21 protein-coding genes are annotated in these 23,202 nt (G+C 45.7%); 10 read left to right on the top strand and 11 right to left on the bottom strand.

The features are described 5' to 3' along the window. Positions 1 to 21: 21 nt before the first annotated feature. From AC59JT_RS14420 to AC59JT_RS14385, 8 genes are all read left to right on the top strand, one after another. Positions 22 to 3,186, top strand: a complete 3,165-nt coding sequence (locus tag AC59JT_RS14420; protein ID WP_497400104.1) for an efflux RND transporter permease subunit — start codon at positions 22 to 24, stop codon at positions 3,184 to 3,186. Next, the gene (locus AC59JT_RS14415) at positions 3,179 to 4,612 is read left to right on the top strand and encodes a TolC family protein (protein ID WP_497400102.1); all 1,434 of its coding nucleotides are present in this window, start codon (positions 3,179 to 3,181) and stop codon (positions 4,610 to 4,612) included. Before AC59JT_RS14420 ends, AC59JT_RS14415 begins: the two co-directional genes overlap by 8 nt. Before the next feature lie 252 nt (positions 4,613 to 4,864). After that, entirely contained in the window at positions 4,865 to 5,815 is a 951-nt protein-coding gene (gene mnmL / locus AC59JT_RS14410) for a tRNA modification radical SAM protein MnmL/YtqA (protein ID WP_497400100.1), read from the top strand. A gap of 180 nt (positions 5,816 to 5,995) precedes the next feature. After that, entirely contained in the window at positions 5,996 to 7,228 is a 1,233-nt protein-coding gene (locus tag AC59JT_RS14405) for an acyltransferase family protein (RefSeq protein ID WP_497400098.1), read from the top strand. A gap of 18 nt (positions 7,229 to 7,246) precedes the next feature. Continuing rightward, positions 7,247 to 8,572, top strand: a complete 1,326-nt coding sequence (locus AC59JT_RS14400) for an acetylxylan esterase (protein WP_497400096.1) — start codon at positions 7,247 to 7,249, stop codon at positions 8,570 to 8,572. Between the two features lie 70 nt (positions 8,573 to 8,642). Continuing rightward, on the top strand, positions 8,643 to 9,914 hold the full coding sequence (locus AC59JT_RS14395; protein ID WP_497400092.1) for an acetylxylan esterase: 1,272 nt from the start codon (positions 8,643 to 8,645) through the stop codon (positions 9,912 to 9,914). Between the two features lie 12 nt (positions 9,915 to 9,926). Further along, on the top strand, positions 9,927 to 10,781 hold the full coding sequence (locus tag AC59JT_RS14390; protein ID WP_497400088.1) for a hypothetical protein: 855 nt from the start codon (positions 9,927 to 9,929) through the stop codon (positions 10,779 to 10,781). 11 nt (positions 10,782 to 10,792) lie between these two features. Further along, on the top strand, positions 10,793 to 12,922 hold the full coding sequence (locus AC59JT_RS14385) for a tetratricopeptide repeat protein (protein WP_497400085.1): 2,130 nt from the start codon (positions 10,793 to 10,795) through the stop codon (positions 12,920 to 12,922). Between the two features lie 65 nt (positions 12,923 to 12,987). Here the strand turns inward: AC59JT_RS14385 and AC59JT_RS14380 are convergent, their stop codons facing one another. The 10 genes from AC59JT_RS14380 to AC59JT_RS14335 all read right to left on the bottom strand — a co-directional run bounded on the left by AC59JT_RS14380 (position 12,988) and on the right by AC59JT_RS14335 (position 19,968). Beyond that, positions 12,988 to 13,416: a hypothetical protein gene (locus AC59JT_RS14380; RefSeq protein WP_497400083.1), complete on the bottom strand. Its 429-nt coding sequence runs from the start codon at positions 13,414 to 13,416 to the stop codon at positions 12,988 to 12,990. A 2-nt stretch (positions 13,417 to 13,418) separates the two neighbouring features. After that, the gene (locus tag AC59JT_RS14375; protein ID WP_497400082.1) at positions 13,419 to 13,784 is read right to left on the bottom strand and encodes a hypothetical protein; all 366 of its coding nucleotides are present in this window, start codon (positions 13,782 to 13,784) and stop codon (positions 13,419 to 13,421) included. Between the two features lie 65 nt (positions 13,785 to 13,849). Next, the gene (locus tag AC59JT_RS14370) at positions 13,850 to 14,116 is read right to left on the bottom strand and encodes a YtxH domain-containing protein (protein WP_497400080.1); all 267 of its coding nucleotides are present in this window, start codon (positions 14,114 to 14,116) and stop codon (positions 13,850 to 13,852) included. 154 nt (positions 14,117 to 14,270) lie between these two features. After that, the gene (locus AC59JT_RS14365; RefSeq protein WP_497400078.1) at positions 14,271 to 15,335 is read right to left on the bottom strand and encodes an AI-2E family transporter; all 1,065 of its coding nucleotides are present in this window, start codon (positions 15,333 to 15,335) and stop codon (positions 14,271 to 14,273) included. Positions 15,336 to 15,421: 86 nt separating this feature from the next. Next, a complete protein-coding gene (locus AC59JT_RS14360; protein WP_497400076.1) occupies positions 15,422 to 15,610 on the bottom strand; it encodes a hypothetical protein in 189 nt (62 codons plus the stop codon). Positions 15,611 to 15,616: 6 nt separating this feature from the next. Beyond that, positions 15,617 to 17,038 (bottom strand): sigma-54-dependent transcriptional regulator, encoded by a 1,422-nt coding sequence (locus tag AC59JT_RS14355; RefSeq protein WP_497400074.1) that lies wholly within the window; start codon positions 17,036 to 17,038, stop codon positions 15,617 to 15,619. Between the two features lie 144 nt (positions 17,039 to 17,182). Beyond that, on the bottom strand, positions 17,183 to 17,761 hold the full coding sequence (locus tag AC59JT_RS14350) for a hypothetical protein (RefSeq protein WP_497400072.1): 579 nt from the start codon (positions 17,759 to 17,761) through the stop codon (positions 17,183 to 17,185). A 178-nt stretch (positions 17,762 to 17,939) separates the two neighbouring features. Next, the gene (locus AC59JT_RS14345; protein WP_497400070.1) at positions 17,940 to 18,530 is read right to left on the bottom strand and encodes an outer membrane beta-barrel protein; all 591 of its coding nucleotides are present in this window, start codon (positions 18,528 to 18,530) and stop codon (positions 17,940 to 17,942) included. Between the two features lie 222 nt (positions 18,531 to 18,752). Beyond that, positions 18,753 to 19,535, bottom strand: a complete 783-nt coding sequence (locus tag AC59JT_RS14340) for an enoyl-CoA hydratase/isomerase family protein (RefSeq protein WP_497400068.1) — start codon at positions 19,533 to 19,535, stop codon at positions 18,753 to 18,755. Between the two features lie 10 nt (positions 19,536 to 19,545). Next, positions 19,546 to 19,968: a cobalamin B12-binding domain-containing protein gene (locus AC59JT_RS14335; RefSeq protein WP_497400067.1), complete on the bottom strand. Its 423-nt coding sequence runs from the start codon at positions 19,966 to 19,968 to the stop codon at positions 19,546 to 19,548. A 124-nt stretch (positions 19,969 to 20,092) separates the two neighbouring features. Between AC59JT_RS14335 and AC59JT_RS14330 the strand changes: the two genes are divergently transcribed. Then, positions 20,093 to 21,295 carry a hypothetical protein gene (locus tag AC59JT_RS14330; protein ID WP_497400065.1) on the top strand — a complete coding sequence of 401 codons (1,203 nt, stop codon included), beginning with the start codon at positions 20,093 to 20,095 and terminating at the stop codon, positions 21,293 to 21,295. Between the two features lie 180 nt (positions 21,296 to 21,475). Here the strand turns inward: AC59JT_RS14330 and AC59JT_RS14325 are convergent, their stop codons facing one another. Then, complete coding sequence (locus AC59JT_RS14325; RefSeq protein WP_497400063.1) at positions 21,476 to 21,853, bottom strand: VOC family protein; 378 nt, start codon at positions 21,851 to 21,853, stop codon at positions 21,476 to 21,478. A 156-nt stretch (positions 21,854 to 22,009) separates the two neighbouring features. Between AC59JT_RS14325 and AC59JT_RS14320 the strand changes: the two genes are divergently transcribed. Beyond that, positions 22,010 to 23,167, top strand: a complete 1,158-nt coding sequence (locus AC59JT_RS14320) for an FAD-dependent oxidoreductase (protein WP_497400061.1) — start codon at positions 22,010 to 22,012, stop codon at positions 23,165 to 23,167. The last annotated feature ends 35 nt before the right edge of the window (positions 23,168 to 23,202 follow it).

The raw sequence follows: 23,202 nt of genomic DNA, 5'->3' as shown, positions 1-23,202 counted from the left end.
GTATTTAAAACGTAGAAAGCAATGTTTAATAAATTTATAAGCAGGCCGGTATTATCAATCGTAATATCGCTCCTGATTGTGTTTTTGGGCGGGCTGGCGATAACTACCTTGCCTATTACACAGTTCCCTTCCATATCGCCGCCAAAGGTGAATGTAACCGCCGAGTACCCCGGTGCCAACGGCGAGTTGATGACCAAATCGGTTTTAATACCGCTAGAGCGTGCCATTAACGGTACACCCGGCATGAAATACATGGCCAGCGATGCCGGTAACGACGGTGAGGCCACCATACAGGTAGTATTTAATTTGGGTACAGATCCCAACCTGGCATCGGTAGCTATACAAAACCGGGTGGCTTCGGTAATTAATAAACTGCCACCACTGGTAGTGCGCGAGGGTGTTAAAATTACCCGTGAGGAATCGAGCATGTTGATGTATGTAAACTTGTTCAGTACTGATCCTAAAATGGATCAGAAATTCCTGTTCAACTTCGCGGATATTAATTTACTGTCTGAGCTCAAGCGTGTGGACGGTGTGGGCTTCGCCGATATTTTGGGTAACCGCGAGTACGCCATGCGTATCTGGTTAAAACCCGACCGCATGCTGGCCTACAAGATATCGGCCGATGAGGTGATGAAAGCTTTGGATGAACAAAGTTTAGAAGCATCGCCGGGTAAAACGGGCGAAAGCTCGGGCAAGCGCTCGCAAGCTTTTGAGTATGTATTGAAATATCCCGGCAGGTACAATACCAAAGAGGGTTATGAAAACATCATCCTCAGATCAAGCAATAAAGGCGAGATATTGCGCCTGAAAGATGTAGCTACTATCGAGTTCGGTAGCTCGTTTTACGATTTGTATTCTAACCTGAATGGCAAAGCTTCAGCAGCTATCGTGTTAAAACAATCGTACGGCAGTAACGCCAGCCAGGCCATCAAAGATGTTAAAGCCAAGCTGGAAGAGATCAAAGCAAGTTCATTCCCTAAGGGCATGGATTACGAGATCAGTTATGACGTGTCTAAGTTTTTGGACGCATCAATAGAAAAAGTACTGCACACCCTCGTTGAGGCTTTCATCCTGGTGGGTATTGTAGTATTCATCTTCCTGGGCGACTGGCGATCAACCCTAATCCCCGCCATCGCGGTGCCGGTATCGTTGATAGGTACGTTCATGTTTATGCAGTATTTCGGCATAACATTGAACCTGATTACGCTCTTCGCGCTGGTACTGGCCATCGGTATTGTAGTGGACAACGCCATCGTGGTAATTGAGGCCGTACACGCCAATATGGAAGAGAAGCACCTATCGCCATTGAAAGCCACGCAGGCGGCCATGCACGAAATTAGCGGCGCTATTATCGCTATCACCTTTGTAATGGCGGCGGTATTTATCCCGGTAGCGTTCATGTCTGGTCCGGTGGGTATATTTTACAGGCAGTTCTCCATCACCATGGCTACGTCCATCATATTGTCGGGTGTAGTGGCGTTAACCCTAACCCCGGCCCTGTGCGCCCTGATGCTGAAAAACAACCATGGTAAAGCCAGGAAGAAATCTGTGTTGGATAAAGGCCTTGATGCTTTTAACCGCTGGTTTAACCGCGTTGCGGGCAGGTATCAAAATGTGTTAACTAAAATTGTTAACCGCCGTTCGCTTACGTTTTTAATGCTGATAGGTTTTTGTACGGGTATATTCTTCCTGAACAACAGCGTACCGGCAGGCTTTATCCCTAACGAAGATCAGGGTATGTTTTACGCGGTAATACAAACGCCGCCGGGTTCGTCATTGGAGCGTACCAACCAGATATCTGAACGCCTGCAAAAAATTGCCGAAGGTATTGAAGACGTAAAATCGGTATCATCACTGGCCGGTTACGAGATATTAACAGAAGGTACAGGCGCTAACTCGGGTACCTGTTTGATCAACTTGAAAAGCTGGGAAGACCGTAAGCACTCGGTACAGGAGGTTATTAACGAGATAGAAGAAAAATCAAAAGATATCACCGGGGCAACTATCGAATTCTTCCAACCGCCTGCCGTACCAGGCTATGGTGCCGCGGGTGGTTTTGAGTTGCGCTTGTTGGATAAAGCTGGTAGCGGCGATTACAAGAAAATGGAAACCGTAAGCCGCGATTTTGTGCGCGAACTGGAAAAACGCCCCGAGCTTGCTTCGGTGTTTACCTTTTACAGCGCCAGTTTCCCGCAATACATGTTGCGCATTGATAACGACATCGCGCAGCAAAAAGGCGTAACCATTGAAAACGCGATGAACACGCTATCAACCCTGATAGGTAGTAACTACGAAACCAGCTTTATTAAGTACGACCGCCAGTACAAGGTAATGGTGCAGGCCCTGCCGCAATACCGTGCCTTACCTGAGGATGTGCTGAAGCTGTATGTTAAGAATGACAAGGATGAAATGGTGCCTTTCTCGGCCTTTATGCATTTGGAGAAAGTTTACGGTCTTTCAGAGATCACCCGCCATAACATGTATAACGCTTCCGAGATAAGCGGTGCCGCGGCCCCCGGTTACAGTAGCGGCGCGGCTATCAACGCCGTTAACGAGGTTGCGGCGGCTAAGCTGCCACGTGGCTTTGGTATTGCCTGGGCAGGTATATCTGCCGATGAAGTGGCGCGTGGTAACCAGGCTATCTACATCTTCCTGATTTGTTTGGGCTTTGTTTACCTGTTACTGGCTGCGCAGTATGAAAGCTTCCTGCTGCCGTTCCCGGTTATTCTATCCTTACCTGCGGGTATTTTCGGCGCTTTTTTGTTGCTGAAGATAACCGGGTTAGAGAATAACATTTACGCGCAGGTAGCCATGGTAATGCTCATTGGTTTGCTGGGTAAAAACGCGGTATTGATCGTGGAGTTCGCGGTGCAGAAGCATCGTGCAGGCTCAACGGTATTGCAGGCCGCTATCGAAGGTTCTGCCGTAAGGTTCAGGCCAATTTTGATGACCTCGTTCGCGTTCATCGCCGGCTTGATACCGTTGGTATTCGCTACCGGTCCGGGTGCTATTGGTAACCGTACCATTGGTTCGGCTGCCGCCGGAGGTATGATATTCGGTACCGTGTTCGGGGTATTAATTATCCCGGGCCTGTACTACATATTTGGCCGCATAGCCGAGCGTTACCAGCCTAAACACGAAGATGAGAATCCGTTAACCGAAGAAATTGATCATAATGTATAAGCACAGCATATATAAAAGCTTAGTAGTGGCCGGCCTTTGCCTGGCCGCCGCAGGCTGTAAAATACCGGCCGTTACGCAACGCGAGGCCAACATCGCCGTGCCGCAGGGCTATGCCAACGGTGGCGATACTACCAATGTTGCCGCCCAGCCATGGCGCAACTTTATTACCGATAATAATTTAATAACGCTGATAGATACCGCCCTTAAAAACAACCAGGAACTGCTAACCACCTTGCAGGAGGTTGAAATGGCGCAAAACGATATCAAGCTTCGCCACGGCAAATTGGTGCCAACGGTGGAGGCGCGGATAGGCGCAGGCGTGGAAAAAGTAGGCCGTTACACCAGCCAGGGTGCCGGTGATGCCACCACCGAGATAGAGCCGGGCCGCGAGACGCCCGACCCGCTGCCCGATTTTACCGCGGCCATCCAGGCCAACTGGGAGGTTGACGTTTGGAAGAAACTGCGCAACGCTAAAAAGGCAGCCGTTATCCGCTACCTGTCAACCGTTGAGGGTAAAAACTTTGTGATCACCAGTTTGGTGGGCGAGGTATCGGCGTCGTATTACGAGCTTTTGGCTTTAGATAACCAACTATCGGTAGTGCAGCAAAACATCAGCCTGCAAAAAAACGCGCTGGAAATTATTAAAGCGCAAAAGCAGGCGGCACGTGCCAACGAACTGGCGGTACAAAAGTTCCAGGCGGAGGTTTTAAAATCGCAAAGCCTGGAGTTTGACATCGCGCAGCAGATACAGGAAGCCGAAAATAAAATTAACTTTTTGCTGGCGCGATACCCGCAGCATGTGCAACGCTACAGCGGCGAATTTTTGAGCCTGAACCCGGCAACGGTTAGCGCGGGCATCCCATCGCAACTGATGGCCCGGCGCCCGGATATTAAACAAGCCGAGTTGGAACTGGCCGCCGCTAAACTGGATGTAAAAGTTGCCAGGGCCGAGTTTTATCCATCGCTGAATATATCGGCAGCGGTAGGTGTGCAGGCTTTTAAACCATCGTACCTGGTAACCTTCCCCGAGTCTATTTTATACTCGTTGGTGGGCGATATTGCCGGTCCGCTGATCAATCGCAACGCCATCAAGGCCGAATTTAAAAATGCTAACGCGAAGCAGTTACAGGCTTTGTACAATTACGAAAAAACAGTGCTAAACGCTTACATCGAGGTTGCAAACCAACTTTCGGCTGTGGGCAATCTGCAAAAAAGCTACAGTTTAAAGCAACAGCAGGTGGCTGCGCTCAACCGTTCGATAGATATCTCGAACGACCTGTTCCGCGCCGCGAGAGCTGATTACTTAGAGGTTTTAATGACCCAGCGAGATGCCCTTGAGGCCAAGCTTGAACTGATAGAAACCAAGCAGAAGCAGTTAAACGCCGTAACCCGCGTATACCGCGACCTGGGCGGCGGCTGGAAGTAAGGGCGGTTTTTTGTTAAGTGTATGTTTGTCCGCCTTACACTTCGATAACCCCGGGCTGCGGGGAGCGGAGCGGTACTTACGCAAAACCACAGGCACATTGGTGTGGTCTATAAATTGTTGCCTGCTGGTGTAAGTATCGTTTCGCTCCCCGCGGTTCCGGGGTTATTTTTCGCGGTGATTTGTTGACCTACTGCAATTTGCACATCTGCATATCCGCACATCTGCACATCATTCCGTATCTTTGCCCCCGCAATGCAATTAACAGACACTACAGCAACTATTTGGGAAAAGGGATATAACAACTACGGGCCGTGGTTAAAGGAGAAGTATAAGGGGCACCGGGTGTTTAAGGTGATAGTTGACGGCGGTTTTACCTGCCCTAACCGCGATGGCAGCAAAGGCTATGGCGGCTGCACCTATTGCAATGTCGACTCGTTTACCCCATCCGTTACCCGCGATGCGCCAACCGTGCGCCAGCAGGTTATTGATGGTATGGAGCGTGCCCGTCGTGGCAACAAGGCCGATAAATTTATCATCTACTTTCAACCCAATACCAACACTTACGCCCCGGCGCATTATTTAAAAATGATGTATGACGAGGCGCTGAGCTATGGCACCGAAGACATTGTGGGCTTGAGCATAGGCACACGCCCCGATTGTATAGACGCCGAAAAAGTGGCCCTGCTGGAAAGCTATACAGATCGCTTTGACGTTGACCTGGAAATGGGCATGGAAAGCATCTACAACGAAACCCTCGATCAAATAAATCGTGGCTGTAGTCATGAAGACCTGCTAACGGCACTAAAACTGGTAGAAAATAGCAAGCTGGATATTTGCGTGCACACCGTATTCGGCTTCCCGGGCGAAAGCAGGGAGATGATGCTCAAATATGCTGACGAGATCAACCGCCATCCGCAGATAAAATTTGTGAAGTTTCATCACCTGTATGTGGTAGAAGGCTCGGTAATGGGTGTTAGATACAAACGCAACCCATTCAAACTTTTTGAGCTGGATGAGTACGCGCAGTTCCTTTGCGAATTATTACCACTGGTACGCCCCGATGTAGTGATCCAACGTCTCTTCGGTCTAAGCGATCGTGAGTTGCTGATAGCGCCTAATTGGGGCTTGAAAAAATCAGAGATCCAGTATTATATTGATCAGAAAATATTGAATAGCGGGGTGGTGCAGGGCAGCGCGCTTTAACCCCTCCCGGCCTCCCCAAAGGGGAGGAGCTCTTAGCAAACGGGTATTCAACGCATCTAAAACTATTCATAAAAGCCCCCTCCCCCTCGGGGAGGGCTGGGGTGGGGTAACGGGGTATCGGCATAAATTTTGCACTTAAAACTATAACCAGTATTTTTAGGGGAATTAAATTTTAGCCCATTGGCATCAAAACCTGTACAAAACTACATTCCGGCATTAACGGGCGTGCGTGCAATGGCCGCATACCTGGTATTTATCTCGCATTACTACTATGTGTTTGATGATGTTTTTCCCCATATAGTGCAGCGTTTTTTGGGCGAATTCCACATTGGGGTGTCCATTTTCTTTGTGCTTTCGGGCTTTTTGATCACCTTCAGATATTATAATAATTTTCATCTTACAACCGATTGGTTTAAGCAATACCTCAAAAACCGGGTAGCGCGTATCTATCCCATGTACTTTTTGCTCACGGTAGCGGCCTTTGTTTATTATTTCATCACCAAAGACCAGGCGGTTACCAAAGGATATGATAACCCGATTCTGCTGATGGTGCTCAACATCACCTTCATTCGTGGTTTCTTTTACCAGTTTTGGGATACCGGCATAGCCCAGGGCTGGAGCTTAACGGTAGAAGAATGTTTTTACTTTTCGGCGCCTGTCATCTTCCTCATCGCCAAAAAATACAATAAGTTTTACCTGCAGCCCATTGTGATAACGGCCTTTGCCATTGGCATGGTGCTCATATTTAAAGATGTTAACTGGCATGGCTTCTTCGGTAATTTTCCGTTTGTAATGCTGTTTACGTTCTTCGGGCGTTGCTTTGAATTTTTTGTAGGGGTGCAGCTGGCGCGGATAATATTGAACAAGGGCTTTGAGCGTACCAACAAAATTGCCTATACCTATATCGGTCTGTTGCTGATGGCGCTGTGTGTGCTGGTAATGGCGTTTCAGCCGGTGCCGCAAGGCTGGGTGGCCGGGGTGCAAAGCCCTACGGGTATAATTACCAATAATTACTTTTTATGTATAGCGGTGGCGATATTCTTTTACGGTATATTAACCGAGAATACTTTAATTAAACGCTTCCTGGCTTTACCATTTATTGAACTGCTAGGTAAAAGCTCGTACATATTTTACCTGATCCATTTAGGTTGGATGTATACCCTGCTGCATACCAGTTGGGATAAGCTGAACGATTACGCGTTTGAGTTGTACGATAAATGGGGGGTAGATTGGAAATCGCCCTTCGAGTTTGATAAGTTGAATTTGTTGTACGCTTTCATCATTTTAAACATAGTAGCCGTTACCCTGTTTAAGTTGATCGAGGAGCCGCTGAACCATTACATCCGCAAGTCAAACTTTTTAATCAAAAACAAGCCGCGCAATCCGGAAAACGAATCGGCACAAATAAAATAAAAAGCGCTTTACAACAGCATGCAGGCAACCAGGGCATATAAATTTTTAGCTATACTTTACTGCTTTATTCTTTTAGTGGGGATGAGCAGCGCTGTGGCGCAGGATCATGCCGAGGGGGAGGAAGAGGGCGAGGTGGAAACTTTCCTTACTTCGGCCACTAAAAATGCAATTTTTGATAAGTCGGTCAATTACAAGTTCGAGGTTAAAAACACCTATGCCCGTCCGCAGGAAGGCACCGTAGGGTATTGCGTATTCGACAGGAAGGGCGATACTTTAAAGCAACAATCGGTAAAAGTTAAGGTGCCTGCCAAAGGCAGCAGCAGCTATAATTTTGATATACCGGGCTTAAAGGCAGGTTTTTACAAGGTGCACTTCCTGATCAACACCACCGATTATGACGACACCACCCGCAAAGCGTTTGGTATCCGCCCGGAAGAGATCAGGTCAACCCACCTTAAACCAAAAGACTTTGATAAGTTTTGGGCAGGTACCCTGGGCGAATTGGGCCGCGTAGTACCACAGTTTAAAGTAACCGAGTTGCCCGCTACCGATAAAAGCGGGAACAGACAAGGTTACCAGATACAAATGCGCTCGTTAGATGGTATACTCATCAACGCGTATTTAACGGTGCCAAAATCAACCAAAAAGAATAAAAAATTCCCGGTGCTGTTAGGTTTGCCGGGTTACCAGGTATCGGTAGCGCCGCTGTATGGCGATGATGAGGACCTGGCCATCATGACGCTGGACGTTCGCGGACAGGGCCTGAGCCGTGATGAAATACATACCACGCGCGATGAATACATATTTCATCATATTGATGATAAAAACAAATATGTAATGCGCGGGGCGATAATGGACTGCGTGCGCGCGGTTGATTTTATTATGTCGCGCCCCGAGTTGGATGGAGACAGGATTGTGGCATCGGGCGGTAGTATGGGCGGCTTTTTGGCTATAGCTTTGGCTTCGCTGGATAACCGGGTTAAATTATGCGCTACCCAAAATCCGATAATGAGTGACGTGCGTAATTTAGAGGGGCAGGTTGACTGGCCCATCGAGGATATCCAACGATACATAAAAACACAGCCCGGCCTTACCTTTGAAAAAGTGCTTGGCGTGTTGGACTATTTCGACACCAAAAATTTTGCAAGCAATTTAAAGTGCCAAACGTTATTAGGCATTGGTTTGTTAGATAACCTGGTGCCGCCTGCCAATGCTTACGCGGTTTACAACAATATACCGGGCAAAAAACACATTATCGTGTTTAAAGATCTGGCGCACGAGATTGGGCAGGAATACACGAGTTATAATGGCCGTTGGCTACGCGATAATTTTGGCTTATTTTAACCATGGCTTATAAATAGAATGTTATAGTATGATGAGAACGCTTTACAAATTTTTAAGCTTAGCTTTTTTTATGCCGATGCTTGCATGGAGCGGCGTTGCCCTTGCACAGGAAACAAGTGAAGAACACGGCGAGGAGATATCAACCGTTTTAACCCCGGCCAATAAAAATGCGTTGTTTGAGGATAAGGCTAAATATACCTTCGAGGTGTTTAACCCAACGGGTACCGAACAGGTGGGTAAAGTATCCTATACCCTGCGTAACGATCAAGGTAAACTGTTGCACACAGATTCGATAGCGGTTAAGATCGGCAAAAAAAGCCAGGCCAAATATAACTTCGAGATACCGGCAAACGGCGTAGGTTTTTACAAAGTGAATTTTATGATCAACGTGAGCGAGTATGATGATACTACCCGCCGCGTTTTTGGTATAAAACCCGAAAAAATAGCATCGCCCAATAAAAAACCCGCCGATTTTGACAGCTTTTGGGCCAGGTTAAAAGGCGAACTGGCGCAGGTTGCTCCACGTTTCCGTGTTACGGCACACCCCGAGATGGATAAGGACAACCGCCATGTGTACATGTTCGAGATGCAATCGTTAGGCGATATGACCATTAGCGGCTGGATGACGATACCCATTGTTAAAAAGAACAAAAAATTCTCGGTATTGTTAGGTTTACCGGGCTACCAGGTTGACCTGAAGCCACTCATGGGGCAGGATGATGACCTGGCTATTATCACCCTTAACGTGCGGGGGCAGGGTACTAGTCGCGGGCCTATTAATACCCGTAAGGACGAGTTTATATTTTACCATATTGAAGACCGTAACCGCTATGTAATGCGTGGTGTAGTGGCCGATTGTTTGCGCGCGGTTGATTTCATCGTTTCGCGGGATGACCTGCGCAGCGACCAGATCCTGGTATCGGGCGGTAGTATGGGTGGTTATTTAGCTATCGCGACAGCAAGTTTAGATAAACGGGTTAAACTATGCTCGGCCCAGAACCCAATTTTATGCGATGTACGTAATCTGGTGTGGGATGATGAATGGCCCATGACCAGTATAAAAAAATATATAGGAACACAACCCGGCCTTACACTAAATAAAGTGTTGACCGAGCTGGATTATTTTGACGCCAAAAACTTTGCCGACAACCTGGAATGCCCTACTATTATGGGTATAGGTTTGCTTGACCCTTTTGCGCCGCCATTTAACGAGTATGCCACTTATAACAACATAAAAGGCAACAAACGCATAATGGTATTTAAAGATCTGGGCCACGAAATTAACCAGGCATATAAAGAATTAGAAGGACGGTGGATGCGAGACGCGTTTGCCTTATTTTAAGCACCTATGGATATGAAATTTACTACAATGCGTTTAAAGTTTGTGCTGGCAACGGCCATGCTTCTTTTTGCTTTTAATAACAATAGCCATGCAGGTGGGTTCCCGGTAAGGCCGCGTAGCTTTATGCTGTCGCCGTCTGTAAACTACTTTTATGCCAATAAAGGTTGGGATTCGCTGCGTGTGCAGGCTCCGTTTAAAAATGGTGGCCAGTTCGAGTCGATAAGCTATTCGTTATTTGCCGAGTATGGTATTAGCAAACGCTTTAGTGCTGTTGCGGTGATGCCTTATGTAATGAACCATTACGTAGATGATACCGGCTACGAAAGCCGTACCAATGGCCTTACCGACCTGGAATTAGGTATTAAATATTACCTGGCCAATATTAATTACATTTATTATTTCTCATTGCAGGGTACATTTATTATGCCAACCTACCGCAATAACGTAAACTTAGGTTACGGACAGGAAGGCGCCGAGATTAAGTTATCGTTTGCAGGCAGCGGCAAGTTTTTAGGTAAGAACTATTATTTTACGGTTGAGAACGGCATACGCCAATACTTCGGCGATTCGGGGCCGTTACAAGACAGGTATACTGCAACAGTAGGTATGACTTTGGATCGTCGCTTTAAGCACCAGCTTTCGGCATCGTTCGGTGGGTTTTACTCAACCAGTAGTTTAAGCTCGGGTTATGATCCTACTAAAATAGCCGCTAATAAAAATTTCGCGTTTAACCAGGTATCGGCAAGCTATGGTTATTCGTTTAACAAAAGATTGTCGCTATTTTTAACCGTCGGTACATTTGTTGACGGTCGTAACACGGGTCATGGTTCAAGTGGCTCGGCAGCGTTTATCATCAAGCCGTTTTAGTGAATAAAACTATGTATAAAATACTCATAGCCTTTTTGTTTTTACCCTTATGGTGCGCCGCGCAAACAGCCGACCAGTACATAACATCTGGCAGTACCAAGGCGGGCGCTAAAGATTATAAAGGCGCCATTGCCGACTATACCCGTGCCATTGAGCTCAATGCACAAAATGCCAAAGTTTACTATTATAGGGCTAATGCTTATTCTGATACCAAAGATTACCCTTCGGCTATCAGCGATTTTACCAAATCCATCGAACTGGGTAATACCGATCCCTTCGCTATTTTTTATCGCGGTAACGCTTATAATGCCAATAAAAACTACGCAGAGGCTATCGCCGATTTTAGCAAGGCACTAACGCTGATGCCTAAAAACGTGGATATTTACCACTACCGTGCTGACGCCAAATCAAACATGGGCGACTACAAAGCGGCAGTGGAAGATTTCACCAAAGCCATCCAGATAAAGCCGACTGACGCAGGTTTGTACATGTACCGTGGCGTTGCCAAAGCTAATTTAGGCGATAACGTAAGTGCTGTTGCTGATTATGATATGGCGGTAAAACTATCGCCCAATAACGCCGAGGCTATATTCTATCGTGCTAACGCGAAAGGAAATATCCCTGATTATAAAGGTGCCATTGCCGACTATACCAAAGCCCTTGCGCTTGACCCAAAAAACAGCGATGCCCTTTTTTACCGTGGTAATGCCTACAGCAACCTGCGTGAGTATGATGCAGCCATAACCGACTACAAAAATGTTATTGCGCTCGATCCTAAAAAGCAAAACGTTTACCGCTATGTCGCCAATGCGTTAGCCAATGGACACGATGAAAAAACAGCGCTTGCGTTCTTCGGCGATCTGATCAAAGCTCACCCCGAAAACCCCGAACTTTACCTATACAACGGTATGGTGCGTGCCAATTTAAATGACAAAGCAGGCGCCATTGCCGATTTTGATAAAGCCATTGAACTGAAGGAAGACAACTCGGAAGCTTACCAGTACCGCGCTGATGCCAGGTTTAGCATCAAGCAATATTATGAGGCGATGGAAGATGCCAACGAGGCTATTGATCTTGATGAAAATAACGCCGCTGCCTATACTGTTCGCGCGTTGATCAAGATCAAGAAGGAAGATACTGTTGGCGCGATGGCCGATCTGAATAAATCTATCGCCATAAACCCTAGTAGTGATTACCCTTACGCGGTGCGTGGAGACCTACGCATGAAGCAGAGTAATTTCCAGGGTGCTTTGGCCGATTATACCAAGGCTGTACAATACAACAGTAGTAATACCGAAAACTACCTGAAACGCGGCACCGCCCGTTTGCGTGTAAGCGATAAAACGGGCGCGCTGGCTGATTTTAAACACATAGCCGCCATGAACTCGCGCGACTCAAGTTTGAATGTGCGCCTGGGGCATGTGATGACCGAGGGTAAGTTTTTTAAAGAAAGCCAGGCCATGTTTGAGAGCTTGATCTTAAAGTTCCCTAAAAACCCGCAGTACTATGTTGGTCGCGGGGTAGCCCGCCAAAACCTGGGCAATGTGCCCGGCGCTATTGAAGATTATAATATGGCGCTGCAAATAGATACGAATTCAACATATGCTTATCAAAATCGCGGCAGCGCCAAAACGGCTTTGCTTGATTATAAGGGAGCTATTGAAGACCTGAATAAAGCCGTTAAGATAAACGAAGATAACGATGAGGCATACTTTATGCGCGCTACGGTAAAAATGGCGCAGAAGGATTATGCAGACGCTGTAGACGATTATAATACTACCTTGTTTGTTAACCTGGATAACATTAAAGCCTACGCGGCCCGCGCGTACGCCCAAAGCCTGGTGCCAAACGAGGCGCGCATGACGCTAGACTTTGATTACGCGCAGAAACTGCAACCCAAAAACGAAGAGATATACCTGTTACGCGCGCAGGCCGAGATCAATTTAAGGCATCACGGTAAAGCGATAACTTATTATACGTTAGCCATCAATAGCGACCCTAAGAATGCTGATATTTACGTGAAGCGAGGCATGTCTAAAATGGAAGAAAACGACCTGACAGGGGCATGTAAGGATTTTACTACTGCCGCTGGTTTAGGGTCGAAAGAGGGTAAGGATGCGATCAATAAGTATTGCCGCTAAAACATTCTGCTAACAAAAATGGCCTGTTGATCAACAGGCCGTTTTTGTTTTATTTGATTATACGCTTAATCTTTCTTGATTTTTTTAAAAGATGGCGCAGGCTTTTTCTCTTTATGAAATAATTTGCCAAACAAGCCTTTTGCTTTATCCCAAACGCCGGTTACGCTATCCTCGGAAATAAAGGTTGAGGCTTTTTGCGATACCAGGCCCACCAAAGCTTTAATGATAAAGTTGGAGTTTCTGAACAGGGTTTTATTCAATGCCAAAGGCAATACAAAGCGGGATATTAAACCTATAAAATCCTGTTTAAATATGCCGCCGTCGTTATCCTTCTCGTTGCTATCGCCTTTAAATAAAGACATCACGGTAGAAAAAATAGCACCCGGGCTACTGAAGTGTTTTTTGATGACAGCTCCCTTTTCGCGTTCCAGGTTTTCCAATCTAGCTATTTCGGCACGCAGATCATTGCTGTTGTATATAGGAGAGATGTTCATAGCTAGTCTTTAAATAATTTGCGAACAAGTGTGCTTGCCAGGAATCTTGAAATGGCACCCTTGCCCAGTTTTACTATGATGGCAATTAGCAGGTATATTAACCCTACCGATCCAAAACCTTTCCAGGTTGATTGTAAAACATCCGCCAGGTAAAAGGCCAAGGTAAAGCTGGCGAAGATGAATGCCAGCAAAATCCCCAATACAACAACAACATCGGCAATCAAGCTGCCTGCTATGGATGTACCCCTGTCAATAGCTTTAAATTTGGCTATTTTAAAGCGTATCTCGGCATAATCCTTCAGTTGGTCAAGCAGCGGTTGCGGTTGTTGTTCGTGCTCCTGCTGCTGTGCTTGTTGTTCGTTTTCCATAGATAGGTTGTGAGTTTTTAAACAGAGAGGTGCAGATGAGTCACCTCCCTGTTTATAAAATAGCCTTATGCGTGTTCAAGGTCGTCCTGGTACTCTTCTTCGGCGCCTTTAATTTTTGTTTTAATGTTCTCTACAACTTTGTCTTTAAAGCCAACCAAATTTTCAATTTCGGCAGCAGCGGTTTCTTTTATCGAGTCGCCAAGGTTTTTTAATGATTCGCTTAGCTTGTCGCGTGTTTCTTCACCTTTATCAGGGGCAAATAAAATTCCTAAAGCCGCGCCTGCTGCTAATCCTGCAAGTAAGGCAACAACTACTTTTGTGTTATCATTCATATTAAATAAGTTTTTAAGTTGAACATTCGGTTCTTGATCTATAACGGCTCAAATGTCAAGTCAAATATAGTCAAACCGTTTTTTTGTTAAGTTAAGCTATATTTACATTATTTCTAACAGTAGCCTGCACAAAATTGTTTAGAACAATATGAATTTAGGTTTCGGGGTTAGTCTGTATCGTTTCGGGGCTGGTTTGTATCCTTTCAAGCCTATCTGCCGCCAGGCGATTGGTTTCGTAAATTTCAACCAGTAATAAAAAGTACGACAACAACAGCGGCCCGAACACCAACCCTAGAATGCCAAACAGCGGCAACCCGATAAATACCCCAACTACCGATATCAGCGGATGCGTATTTGCTACCCTTTTGTTAATAATAAGGCGCAGCACATTATCAATATTGCCGATAAACAACACCCCATATGCGATGAGCACAATGCCCTGCCATTCTTTGCCATCGGCAAACAACATCAGGCCTGCAGGGATGGTTAGCGTAGGCGCGCCAACAACCGGTAAAAACGAAATAAAGGCACCTATAACGCCCCAGAAAATAGGATCGGCTATGCCAAATAACCAAAAACCATTGGCCAGTAAAGCGCCCTGTACAATAGCGATAAGCCCTTGGCCCAGCACGTTAGAGTAGGTTGAGTTACGTAGCTCCATCGCAAATTTCAAAGCATACTGCTCGCGGAAGGGTGCATATTTCATCATACCTGCTTCAAACTGACGCATCTGCACTAGCATAAAGTAAAGCAGGAAATACATTACCAAAAGCGTTAATATAATGTTGGCCGCGCTGCCTATCAGGGATGGAAACAGATCGGTAACGTAAGTACCCAATTTTTGAATAGTGTTTTCGGCAAAGCGGGGCTGATTAAAAGTAGTGCCTGCAAAGTGATCTATTTTTTGCAGCCATTGTTCTATCGGGAAGGTGCGGCTGTTTATTTCGGATATCTTCCCTATTACCATAAAGCTAAGCGCTATAAAGGGCAATACAATAACCGTTAAGGAGAATAAAATGACCAATACAGCAACAGCCGGTTTGTTCCATCCGCGGCGCTCGGTTAGATAAAGGTACGCCGGCCTGAAAATAGTGAACAATACCACAGCTCCTAAAATAGAGCTGAAGAAGCCGCTTAGTGCGTACAGCAAAAAGCATCCCAGCACAATAATGCTTACCAGGATAATGGTGTTACGTTGTTTATAGTTAAAAATTGACATATGGGGTGCTATGTATGCAACACCTATAAAACAAAAAAACGCCAAAAAGTTTTGACGTTCAGTATTATATCGTTGTTAAGTAAGGCTTAATCTATTTGCCCTAAAAGCTCATCAATTTTTTTTGCGCTTTGCGCGATCGTGTCAATACAAAAGGTAACATCATCGGTAGGGTTAGCAACTTCGTATTTGAGCGAATTTAAAGCCAATTGAATGTTTGAAAGCTGATTTTTAATATCATGCCTCATTATCTTCAGCTTTTCCTCATCAGCGCTCATGTACAACTATTTTAAGTTGATAGCTTTCATTTTATTGTAAAGCGTTTTACGATCTATCTTCAGTATCTCGGCAGCTTTGGTTTTGTTGAAATTAACCTCGCGTAGTACTTTTAAAATAGTTTCGTATTCGGCTTCCAATGCAGCGTTTTTCAGGTCGTGTTTTGGGGCCGCTTTTACCTCGGGGGCATCATTACCGCCACCATGGTTTGCCGGCTGCGAATAATCAAATACCGGCAGTTTATAGTTTGATATTTCCAGCGGTAATGATTTGGTGGTGATCTCGGTACCTTCGCTAATTAAAGCAGCGCGGCGTACAATGTTTTTCAGTTCGCGCACATTACCCGGCCAGCGGTAGTTCATAAAACATTCAATCACCTCGGGCGAGAAATGTGTTACGTGGCGCTCCAGCTCTTTGTTAGCCATTTCCAGGAAATGCTCTGCCAGCAAGATGATGTCGTTACCACGCTCGCGCAGTGGCGGCATGTATATGCCAAACTCGTTAAAACGATGGTAAAGATCTTCGCGGAAACGGCCTTTTTGGATGCCGTCCTGCAGGTTTTCGTTAGTGGCTACAATGATGCGTACGTCCAGATCAATTTCTTTGGTGCTGCCTATGCGTTTTACCTTACGCTCCTGCACGGTACGCAGCAGCGCTGCTTGTATCTCGTAAGATAAGTTACCTACTTCATCCAAAAATAAAGTACCGCCATTAGCCATTTCAAAGTGACCGATTTTAGTTGCAAAAGCACCTGTAAATGATCCTTTTTCGTGCCCGAAGAATTCGCTTGCGGCAAGTTCTTTAGTTAATGATCCGCAGTCCATCGCGATAAATGGCTGATTGCGGCGGTGACTGTGCATGTGGATGCTTTTGGCCACTTCTTCTTTACCGGTACCGCTTTCGCCTAAAATAATAACGCTATAACCGGTAGGGGCCACCAGTTCTATCTGGCGGGCCAATTCTTTTGAAGCACGGCTGCCGCCTACAACGTAATCAGTATTGCCGGTTTTTTGCTTGCCGGGCTTGGCGGCTGCAACGGGTGCTTCATCTTCGCTATTGATAATGGCGTTATGCATTTCAATAGCTTTATTAATGGTGTTTAAAATCTCGTCGGGATATAGGGGTTTGCTAATGTAATCATAGGCCCCCATCTTGATCAGCTCCACAGCCATTTTAATGTCCGAGTAGCCGGTTATAATAATTACGCCCGTTTTAGGGTATTGGGTTTTTATTTTGCGCAACATTTCGCGGCCGTCGGTATCCTCCAGGCGGAAGTCGCACAGCACCAGGTCAAAAGCATCATTGGCCAGGTACTCAAGCCCGGAGTTTCCTGTAGATGCTGTACTTACATCAAAACCATTGCGCGTTAAAAATTTTGATAGCAGCAGGGCTACGTTAACTTCATCGTCTATGATGAGTATTTTTTTCATACCAGCAAATAAGTGTTAACAGGTAAATGTAATCAGCTGTTAAGTTACACAAAAATGCTAATTATACTAAATTTTTATAAAGCAATAGCAATTATTGCTACCGTTAAATAGTTAATAACAAAGCCTGTAAGAATGTATTAAATATTAGAGCTTGAAGGTATAAGTGATGTGAGCGGCCCAAAAATTAAAGCCGTCTTTAGTGTTGTAAAATGAAGCTACCTGCTCGTAGCGTACACCGGCATCGATAAAAGCCTTGTTGTTGCGTATAGGGAATAGCATGCCAAATTGCGGTGCGAAAGTAAACGAGCGGCTGTAAATGGCATAAGCCTCTTTACGATTGGTTAGCAGGGTTTGGCCAACTTCGCCCTGCGCGTAAAAACCATCAAATAATATGTATTTAATGCCCAGTTTTACCGGGATAGTTTTTAAAACAGCGGTTGAAACGCCGGCAATGGCCTGATTACCGGTGTAGCTGCCGGCAGGGTTCATCAGGTTAAAGCCTACATTGGCCGTAACATATAATTTATGCAATACAGGATAATCAAGCCTTAAAGAACCACCGAAAACAGTCTTGTATTGTTCGCCAAAGCTGCCATTTACCATACCGGCTTCAATACCCGCGCCTACACGTACGCTATCAGGAAACGAGCGCTGCGCCGAAGCGGTAAACGATAAACCGGTAATTAATAACGAAAACAGCAGTGATTTAAATGTATTGGTCATGTGTTATTATGTTCAAGCTATGTTGTTAAACGCTTAATGCCTTATTGGCGTATAGTATACGTTAAATTTCTGCAAAGCTAACATCCCTTTCGGTTTTAAAAAATTTTTAACATTAAATAACAAACCCGTACCCACAAACATGGGGACGGGCTCTTTGGGGTTGTTGTGTGTTTAAAAATTACTTGGTATCAAAAGCATAAGCTAAGCGGATGCCAAAGAAGTTTACTTTGCTGTTGCTAATGTTGCTTGCAAATTTGCTGCTAGCCTCATAACGTACGCCTGCATCAAGGTAGTTTTTGTCGCCTATCGGGAATTGGATACCTACTTGTGGTGCCCATATAAAGGCCGCGCCGTTATCAAAGCCTACTTTGCTTTTATTTAAGGCAAATGCAGCACCGGCTTCACCTTGTACGTAGAAATTACTAACCGGGAAATATTTTAAACCCGCTTTAACAGGCAGTAACTGAATATCGGTTGCCGAAAGGCTCGTACCCGCAATATTGTCTTTACCAAAAATATTGTTGTAACCCGCGTTAACGGTGGCAAATAATTGGTTGGCGACAGGGATATCGGCTTGTACCGAACCACCCAGGTTCCAGCTGTATGCGTCGGAGAAGTTACCCGTAGGTATACCCGACTCAACGCCGATGCTTAAACGAATTCCATTACTTGTAGTTGAGGTAGATGTAGGGGCGGTCTGAGCTTGTGCGCTGTAGGTAAAACCTGCGAAAGCTAAGATCAAGGTTGAGATTTTTAAAACGTTTTTCATGATGTTTAAATATTAATTGTTGTGTGTGTTGGTAGAACACGGTGTCAAAGTAACACAACAAAATATATTCAAATTTTCACGCAATTGTCACGTTTAATTAATCAATTGATTAGCAATGATTTATTTTTTGACCATTAAGGTTATTTAGTCAGGGTATTGTCAGAAAAGCTAGATTGTGGGCTCTCAGGGGCGATTTTAGAAAATATCGCGACAGCAAAAATACTATCTACCTTTAAATTCGGGCTTGCGTTTTTCCATAAATCCGGCTATACCCTCCTTAAAATCGGCCGTGTCAAAACACTTAGAAAACTCTTTTATCTCCACATCAAAGCCATTAACCCCCGACGCATTGGCAGCGTTAACAGCGGTGATAGCTGCCGCGATAGCCAGTGGCCCACGGCTTAATATTTTTTGAAGAATTTCTTCAGCTTTAGGGATCAACCCATCCTGCGCAACTACATGATTAACCAGGCCCAGTTGCAGCGCTTCGGCGGCGGGAATCATATCCGCCGTCATGATCATTTCCATGGCCTTGCCCCGGCCAAGCAAATGGGTAAGGCGTTGCGTGCCGCCATAACCGGGTATCAAACCCAAAGTAACTTCTGGCAAACCCATTTTGGCATTATCAGATGCTATGCGGATATGGCAAGCCAGCGCCAGCTCTAACCCGCCGCCTAAAGCAAAACCATTAACTGCGGCTATCACAGGTTTAGACCCGGCAGCAATCAGGTCGAAAACATCATTATGGGCCTCTCGGGCAATTTTGTGGGCGGCGTCAACATTTACGTTTACAAACTCGGCAATGTCTGCACCGGCAACAAAGGCCTTGGGGCCGGCGCCGGTTATGATAATGCCACCAACTTGCTCATCGGCAAAAGCGGCTGTAAAAGCTTTATGCAGTTCCTGCAGTGTTAGTCTGTTAAGCGCGTTGAGCTTGCTTTCGCGATTGATGGTGATGTACTGTATCCGCGCTTTGGTTTCGATCAGTAAGTTTTGATAAGCCATGTTTCCCCAATTAAAAGTTGCGATGCGTGTGCACCCAGTTAGTTATATAGGTTACAATATCATGCGTATTGGTGCCTGGCGGGAAAAGCTCGCCAACGCCTATGTTCTTTAGCTCTGCGCGGTCGTCCTCGGGTATGATGCCGCCGCCGGTTACCAGCACATCGTCCATTTTTTTATCGGCGATGAGTTTCATGATCTTCGGGAAGACCGTCATGTGCGCGCCCGATAAGATGGATATACCTATAGCATCCACATCTTCCTGCAAGGCGGTGTTAACAACCATCTCCGGCGTTTGGCGCAGACCGGTATAGATAACCTCCATCCCGGCATCGCGTAGCGATGTGGCTATGATACGTGCGCCACGATCGTGCCCGTCAAGGCCCACCTTGGCTACAAGTATGCGTATCGGTCGGTTAAATACTGGATTGCTCATGCAGGTTAATGTAATGCAAGATAGCAAAATGTTTGCTGTCAATAGTCGTAACATGCGTTAACATAAGCTTAACATTGAAGTATCATTAAATTAACTTAACTTTAATATACCAATTAAAATTTGAATGCGTGCGAGTTTGATATATGTGTTTTTACTGATGGTTTTTGCGGCCCCCTTAGCCAGGGCGCAAAGCAAAACCCAACGCATTTGCTTTGAATTTTACGACGGCACCTTCAATAGCGAAATTGACAAAGACCTGTTGCCCGATGTGTCCGCCCAATTAACCCCACGAACTGTAAGAAGATTTTATAATACTGTTAACGGCGGCAACTATAAACCTGTTGTCGATTCGCTCATGACCTACAAAAAACGCCATGAGCTAAATGATTGGTTATACTATCAACTCATACGTAAAGTTGCCCAGCAGCTAAGCCCTAAAGCAGAAAATTATAGCCGTTATACTTTATATAAATGGTTTTTGCTCACCAAATCCGGCTATGACGCGAGGTTGGCGCTGACCGAGGATAAAGTGATCTTCTACGTTTATAATAATGAAGATGTAGAGGATCTGCCATTCTTCACCATCGACGGCAAAAAATACACCTGCCTTAATTACCACGACTACGCCAACGCTGACCTGAACGCCGACCCGCCGGTACCGGTAGCTGTAAACGTGCCGGAGGCGGTTAACCCATTCTCCTACAAAATCAATAAGATGCCCGATTTTAAACCGGCTGATTATTTTGACAAGGAACTACAGTTTACCTACAAGCACAAAGTTTACCAGTTCAGCATAAAATTGAACAACCAGGTTGCAGATATATTTAAAAATTATCCAGTGGTTGATTTTGAAAGCTATTTTAACATTCCGCTGAGTAAGGAAACCTATGGTTCGCTGATCCCGCTGTTGAAGAAAAACATCGCGGGTATGGATCAGAAAACCGGGGTTGATTACCTGATGCGCTTTACCCGTCACGCGTTTTTGTATGAGCCGGATGAGGAAAGCTTTGGCAAAGAGAAACGTCTTTCGCCCGAAGGTACCCTGTTTGCGGATTACAGCGATTGCGACGACCGCGCCGCCCTGTTTTTTTACCTGGTGAAAGAGATCTACAACCTGCCCATGATAGCGCTGCTTTACCCAACGCACATTACCATGGCCGTGCAGTTTAATAAACCGGTAGGCAGCCCGATAGTATATAAAGGCAAAACCTATTCGGTGTGCGAGCCTACGCCGCAAAAAGAAGATCTGAAAATTGGTCAGCTATCGGCCAGCCTGAAAGATAAACCCTACCAGGTGGTTTATCAGTATAGTCCGGTAGAGAAATAACCCGATCCCTTGATAAAATCGACAGTTTTCATTGCCGTTGGCTTCAGCCAACGGGTTACCAAGCAGTAAGGAGTGGCTTTAGCCAAAATTCGTTTGTTCGGCTAAAGCCATTTGTGCTTATTTCAAATTCCGTTGACTAAAGTCAACGGCAATGAATGAATAGCGTGTGGTAATAGCAGTTTAATCCTTCGGCTCCCAAAGTTCAATAATATTTCCTTCCGGATCTAGTATGTGCACAAACTTGCCGTAGTCGTATTCGGCTATTTTGTCAACAATGGTTACGTTTTCCTTTTTCAGTTCTTCAACCAGTTCAACCAGATTTTCAACGCGGTAGTTGATCATAAATGGCTTGGTGGATGGGTTGAAATATTTGGTATCTGCCGGGAAAGTGCTCCAGGTAGTTGAGCCTTTTTTCTCCGGGTTTTCGGCATCGCGCCATTCAAAGGTGGTACCGTAGGCTGTTGTGGGCAAGCCAAGGTTTTTGGCGTACCAATCGTTCATTGCTTTCGCGTCGTCGCATTTAAAAAATACGCCGCCAAGGCCTGTTACTTTTTTCATATTTAAGGGTGCTTATTATTTTGTTGGGATGATCCTGTGCAGCAATTTCCGTCTATTTTTTAACATAAGCAAATTTGTTTCGCTCACAAAAAATTACAATATTTTAAAATGTTTTGAGCCGATGCTCGTCTTCATCAATAACAATCACTACAGAAGATGAACAAACTCACAGATAAAAAAATAGCTATAGTAGGCGGTGGACCGGGCGGCTTAACCCTTGTCCGCCTTTTACAAATGCAGGGTGTTGATGTAAACGTATACGAGCGCGACGCGGATGCCAATGCCCGTCCGCAAGGCGCTACGTTGGATCTGCATGATGAATCGGGGCTGCGAGCCTTGCGTGAAGCCGGCTTAATAGACGAATTTAACGCCAACTACCGCCCCGGCGCCGACCGTATGCACCTAATGAACAGTCAGGCTATAACCATAGCCGAAGAAGATATTGATAAAGAAGGCGCCAATGCCCGGCCCGAGATTGATCGCGGTCCGCTGCAAAGTATTTTGCTTAACTCCTTACAACCTGGTACTGTAGTTTGGGATAGCTATTTTGTAAACATGACCGAGCAAAACAATGTATGGCGACTAGAGTTTAAAAACGGTACCGAAGCCTTCGCCGATATAGTAATAGCTGCCGATGGTGCCAACTCAAGAATACGCTCGTACCTTACCGATATTAAACCTTTTTATGCTGGTGTTATCATGATAGAAGGCGCTGTGGAAGATTCGGCAATTAATAGTCCGCAGGTGCATAAGTTGTTAAACGGCGGTAAGATATTCGCCTTCGGAAATCAACAAAATTTGATAGTAAGCAGCAAGGGCGATGGCTCGTTGGTGTTTTACCTGAGCTTTAAAGCCTGCGATAAATGGATAGCGCAAAGCGGCCTGGATTTTAACAACAAAGAGCAAATGCTCGATTGGTTTAAAACCGACTACGCCACCTGGGCCGATGTATGGACCGAACTATTGGAAAACAGCACCGGCAAATATGTACCCCGTCTCATAAACTGCATGCCGCTTGATCAAAATTGGAAACCCCGCCCCAACCTAACCATGCTAGGCGATGCCGCGCACCTGATGCCACCCTTCGCCGGCGAAGGTGTGAATATGGCGATGCTGGATGCGGTGGAGCTGAGCCATTGTTTGTTGGATGATACTCATGCTGATATTTACAACGCTATCGCTGCATATGAAAAAAGAATGTTAGCACGCGGGGCGGAAATAGCCGAGGTGTCGTTGGTATCGACGGATGCTTTGCACTCGGATGAGGCGATTGGGTTTATGATGCAGGTTGTGGGAGGGGAGATTAATGAGTGAGGGAGTGAATGATGGAATGGGTGAGTGAATCTTGG

It is taken from the genome of Mucilaginibacter sp. A3364, from assembly GCF_059690715.1.
Note: the sequence above shows the minus strand (reverse complement) of the source record. Positions and strands in the feature narration are given on the sequence as shown.

Coding starts and splice junctions, on each gene's coding strand:
- AC59JT_RS14420 (WP_497400104.1), top strand. CDS start 22: ATGTTTAATAAATTTATAAGCAGGCCGGTATTATCAATCGTAATATCG.
- AC59JT_RS14415 (WP_497400102.1), top strand. CDS start 3,179: ATGTATAAGCACAGCATATATAAAAGCTTAGTAGTGGCCGGCCTTTGC.
- mnmL (WP_497400100.1), top strand. CDS start 4,865: ATGCAATTAACAGACACTACAGCAACTATTTGGGAAAAGGGATATAAC.
- AC59JT_RS14400 (WP_497400096.1), top strand. CDS start 7,247: ATGCAGGCAACCAGGGCATATAAATTTTTAGCTATACTTTACTGCTTT.
- AC59JT_RS14395 (WP_497400092.1), top strand. CDS start 8,643: ATGCCGATGCTTGCATGGAGCGGCGTTGCCCTTGCACAGGAAACAAGT.
- AC59JT_RS14390 (WP_497400088.1), top strand. CDS start 9,927: ATGAAATTTACTACAATGCGTTTAAAGTTTGTGCTGGCAACGGCCATG.
- AC59JT_RS14385 (WP_497400085.1), top strand. CDS start 10,793: ATGTATAAAATACTCATAGCCTTTTTGTTTTTACCCTTATGGTGCGCC.
- AC59JT_RS14380 (WP_497400083.1), bottom strand. CDS start 13,416: ATGAACATCTCTCCTATATACAACAGCAATGATCTGCGTGCCGAAATA.
- AC59JT_RS14375 (WP_497400082.1), bottom strand. CDS start 13,784: ATGGAAAACGAACAACAAGCACAGCAGCAGGAGCACGAACAACAACCG.
- AC59JT_RS14370 (WP_497400080.1), bottom strand. CDS start 14,116: ATGAATGATAACACAAAAGTAGTTGTTGCCTTACTTGCAGGATTAGCA.
- AC59JT_RS14365 (WP_497400078.1), bottom strand. CDS start 15,335: ATGTCAATTTTTAACTATAAACAACGTAACACCATTATCCTGGTAAGC.
- AC59JT_RS14360 (WP_497400076.1), bottom strand. CDS start 15,610: ATGAGCGCTGATGAGGAAAAGCTGAAGATAATGAGGCATGATATTAAA.
- AC59JT_RS14355 (WP_497400074.1), bottom strand. CDS start 17,038: ATGAAAAAAATACTCATCATAGACGATGAAGTTAACGTAGCCCTGCTG.
- AC59JT_RS14350 (WP_497400072.1), bottom strand. CDS start 17,761: ATGACCAATACATTTAAATCACTGCTGTTTTCGTTATTAATTACCGGT.
- AC59JT_RS14345 (WP_497400070.1), bottom strand. CDS start 18,530: ATGAAAAACGTTTTAAAAATCTCAACCTTGATCTTAGCTTTCGCAGGT.
- AC59JT_RS14340 (WP_497400068.1), bottom strand. CDS start 19,535: ATGGCTTATCAAAACTTACTGATCGAAACCAAAGCGCGGATACAGTAC.
- AC59JT_RS14335 (WP_497400067.1), bottom strand. CDS start 19,968: ATGAGCAATCCAGTATTTAACCGACCGATACGCATACTTGTAGCCAAG.
- AC59JT_RS14330 (WP_497400065.1), top strand. CDS start 20,093: ATGCGTGCGAGTTTGATATATGTGTTTTTACTGATGGTTTTTGCGGCC.
- AC59JT_RS14325 (WP_497400063.1), bottom strand. CDS start 21,853: ATGAAAAAAGTAACAGGCCTTGGCGGCGTATTTTTTAAATGCGACGAC.
- AC59JT_RS14320 (WP_497400061.1), top strand. CDS start 22,010: ATGAACAAACTCACAGATAAAAAAATAGCTATAGTAGGCGGTGGACCG.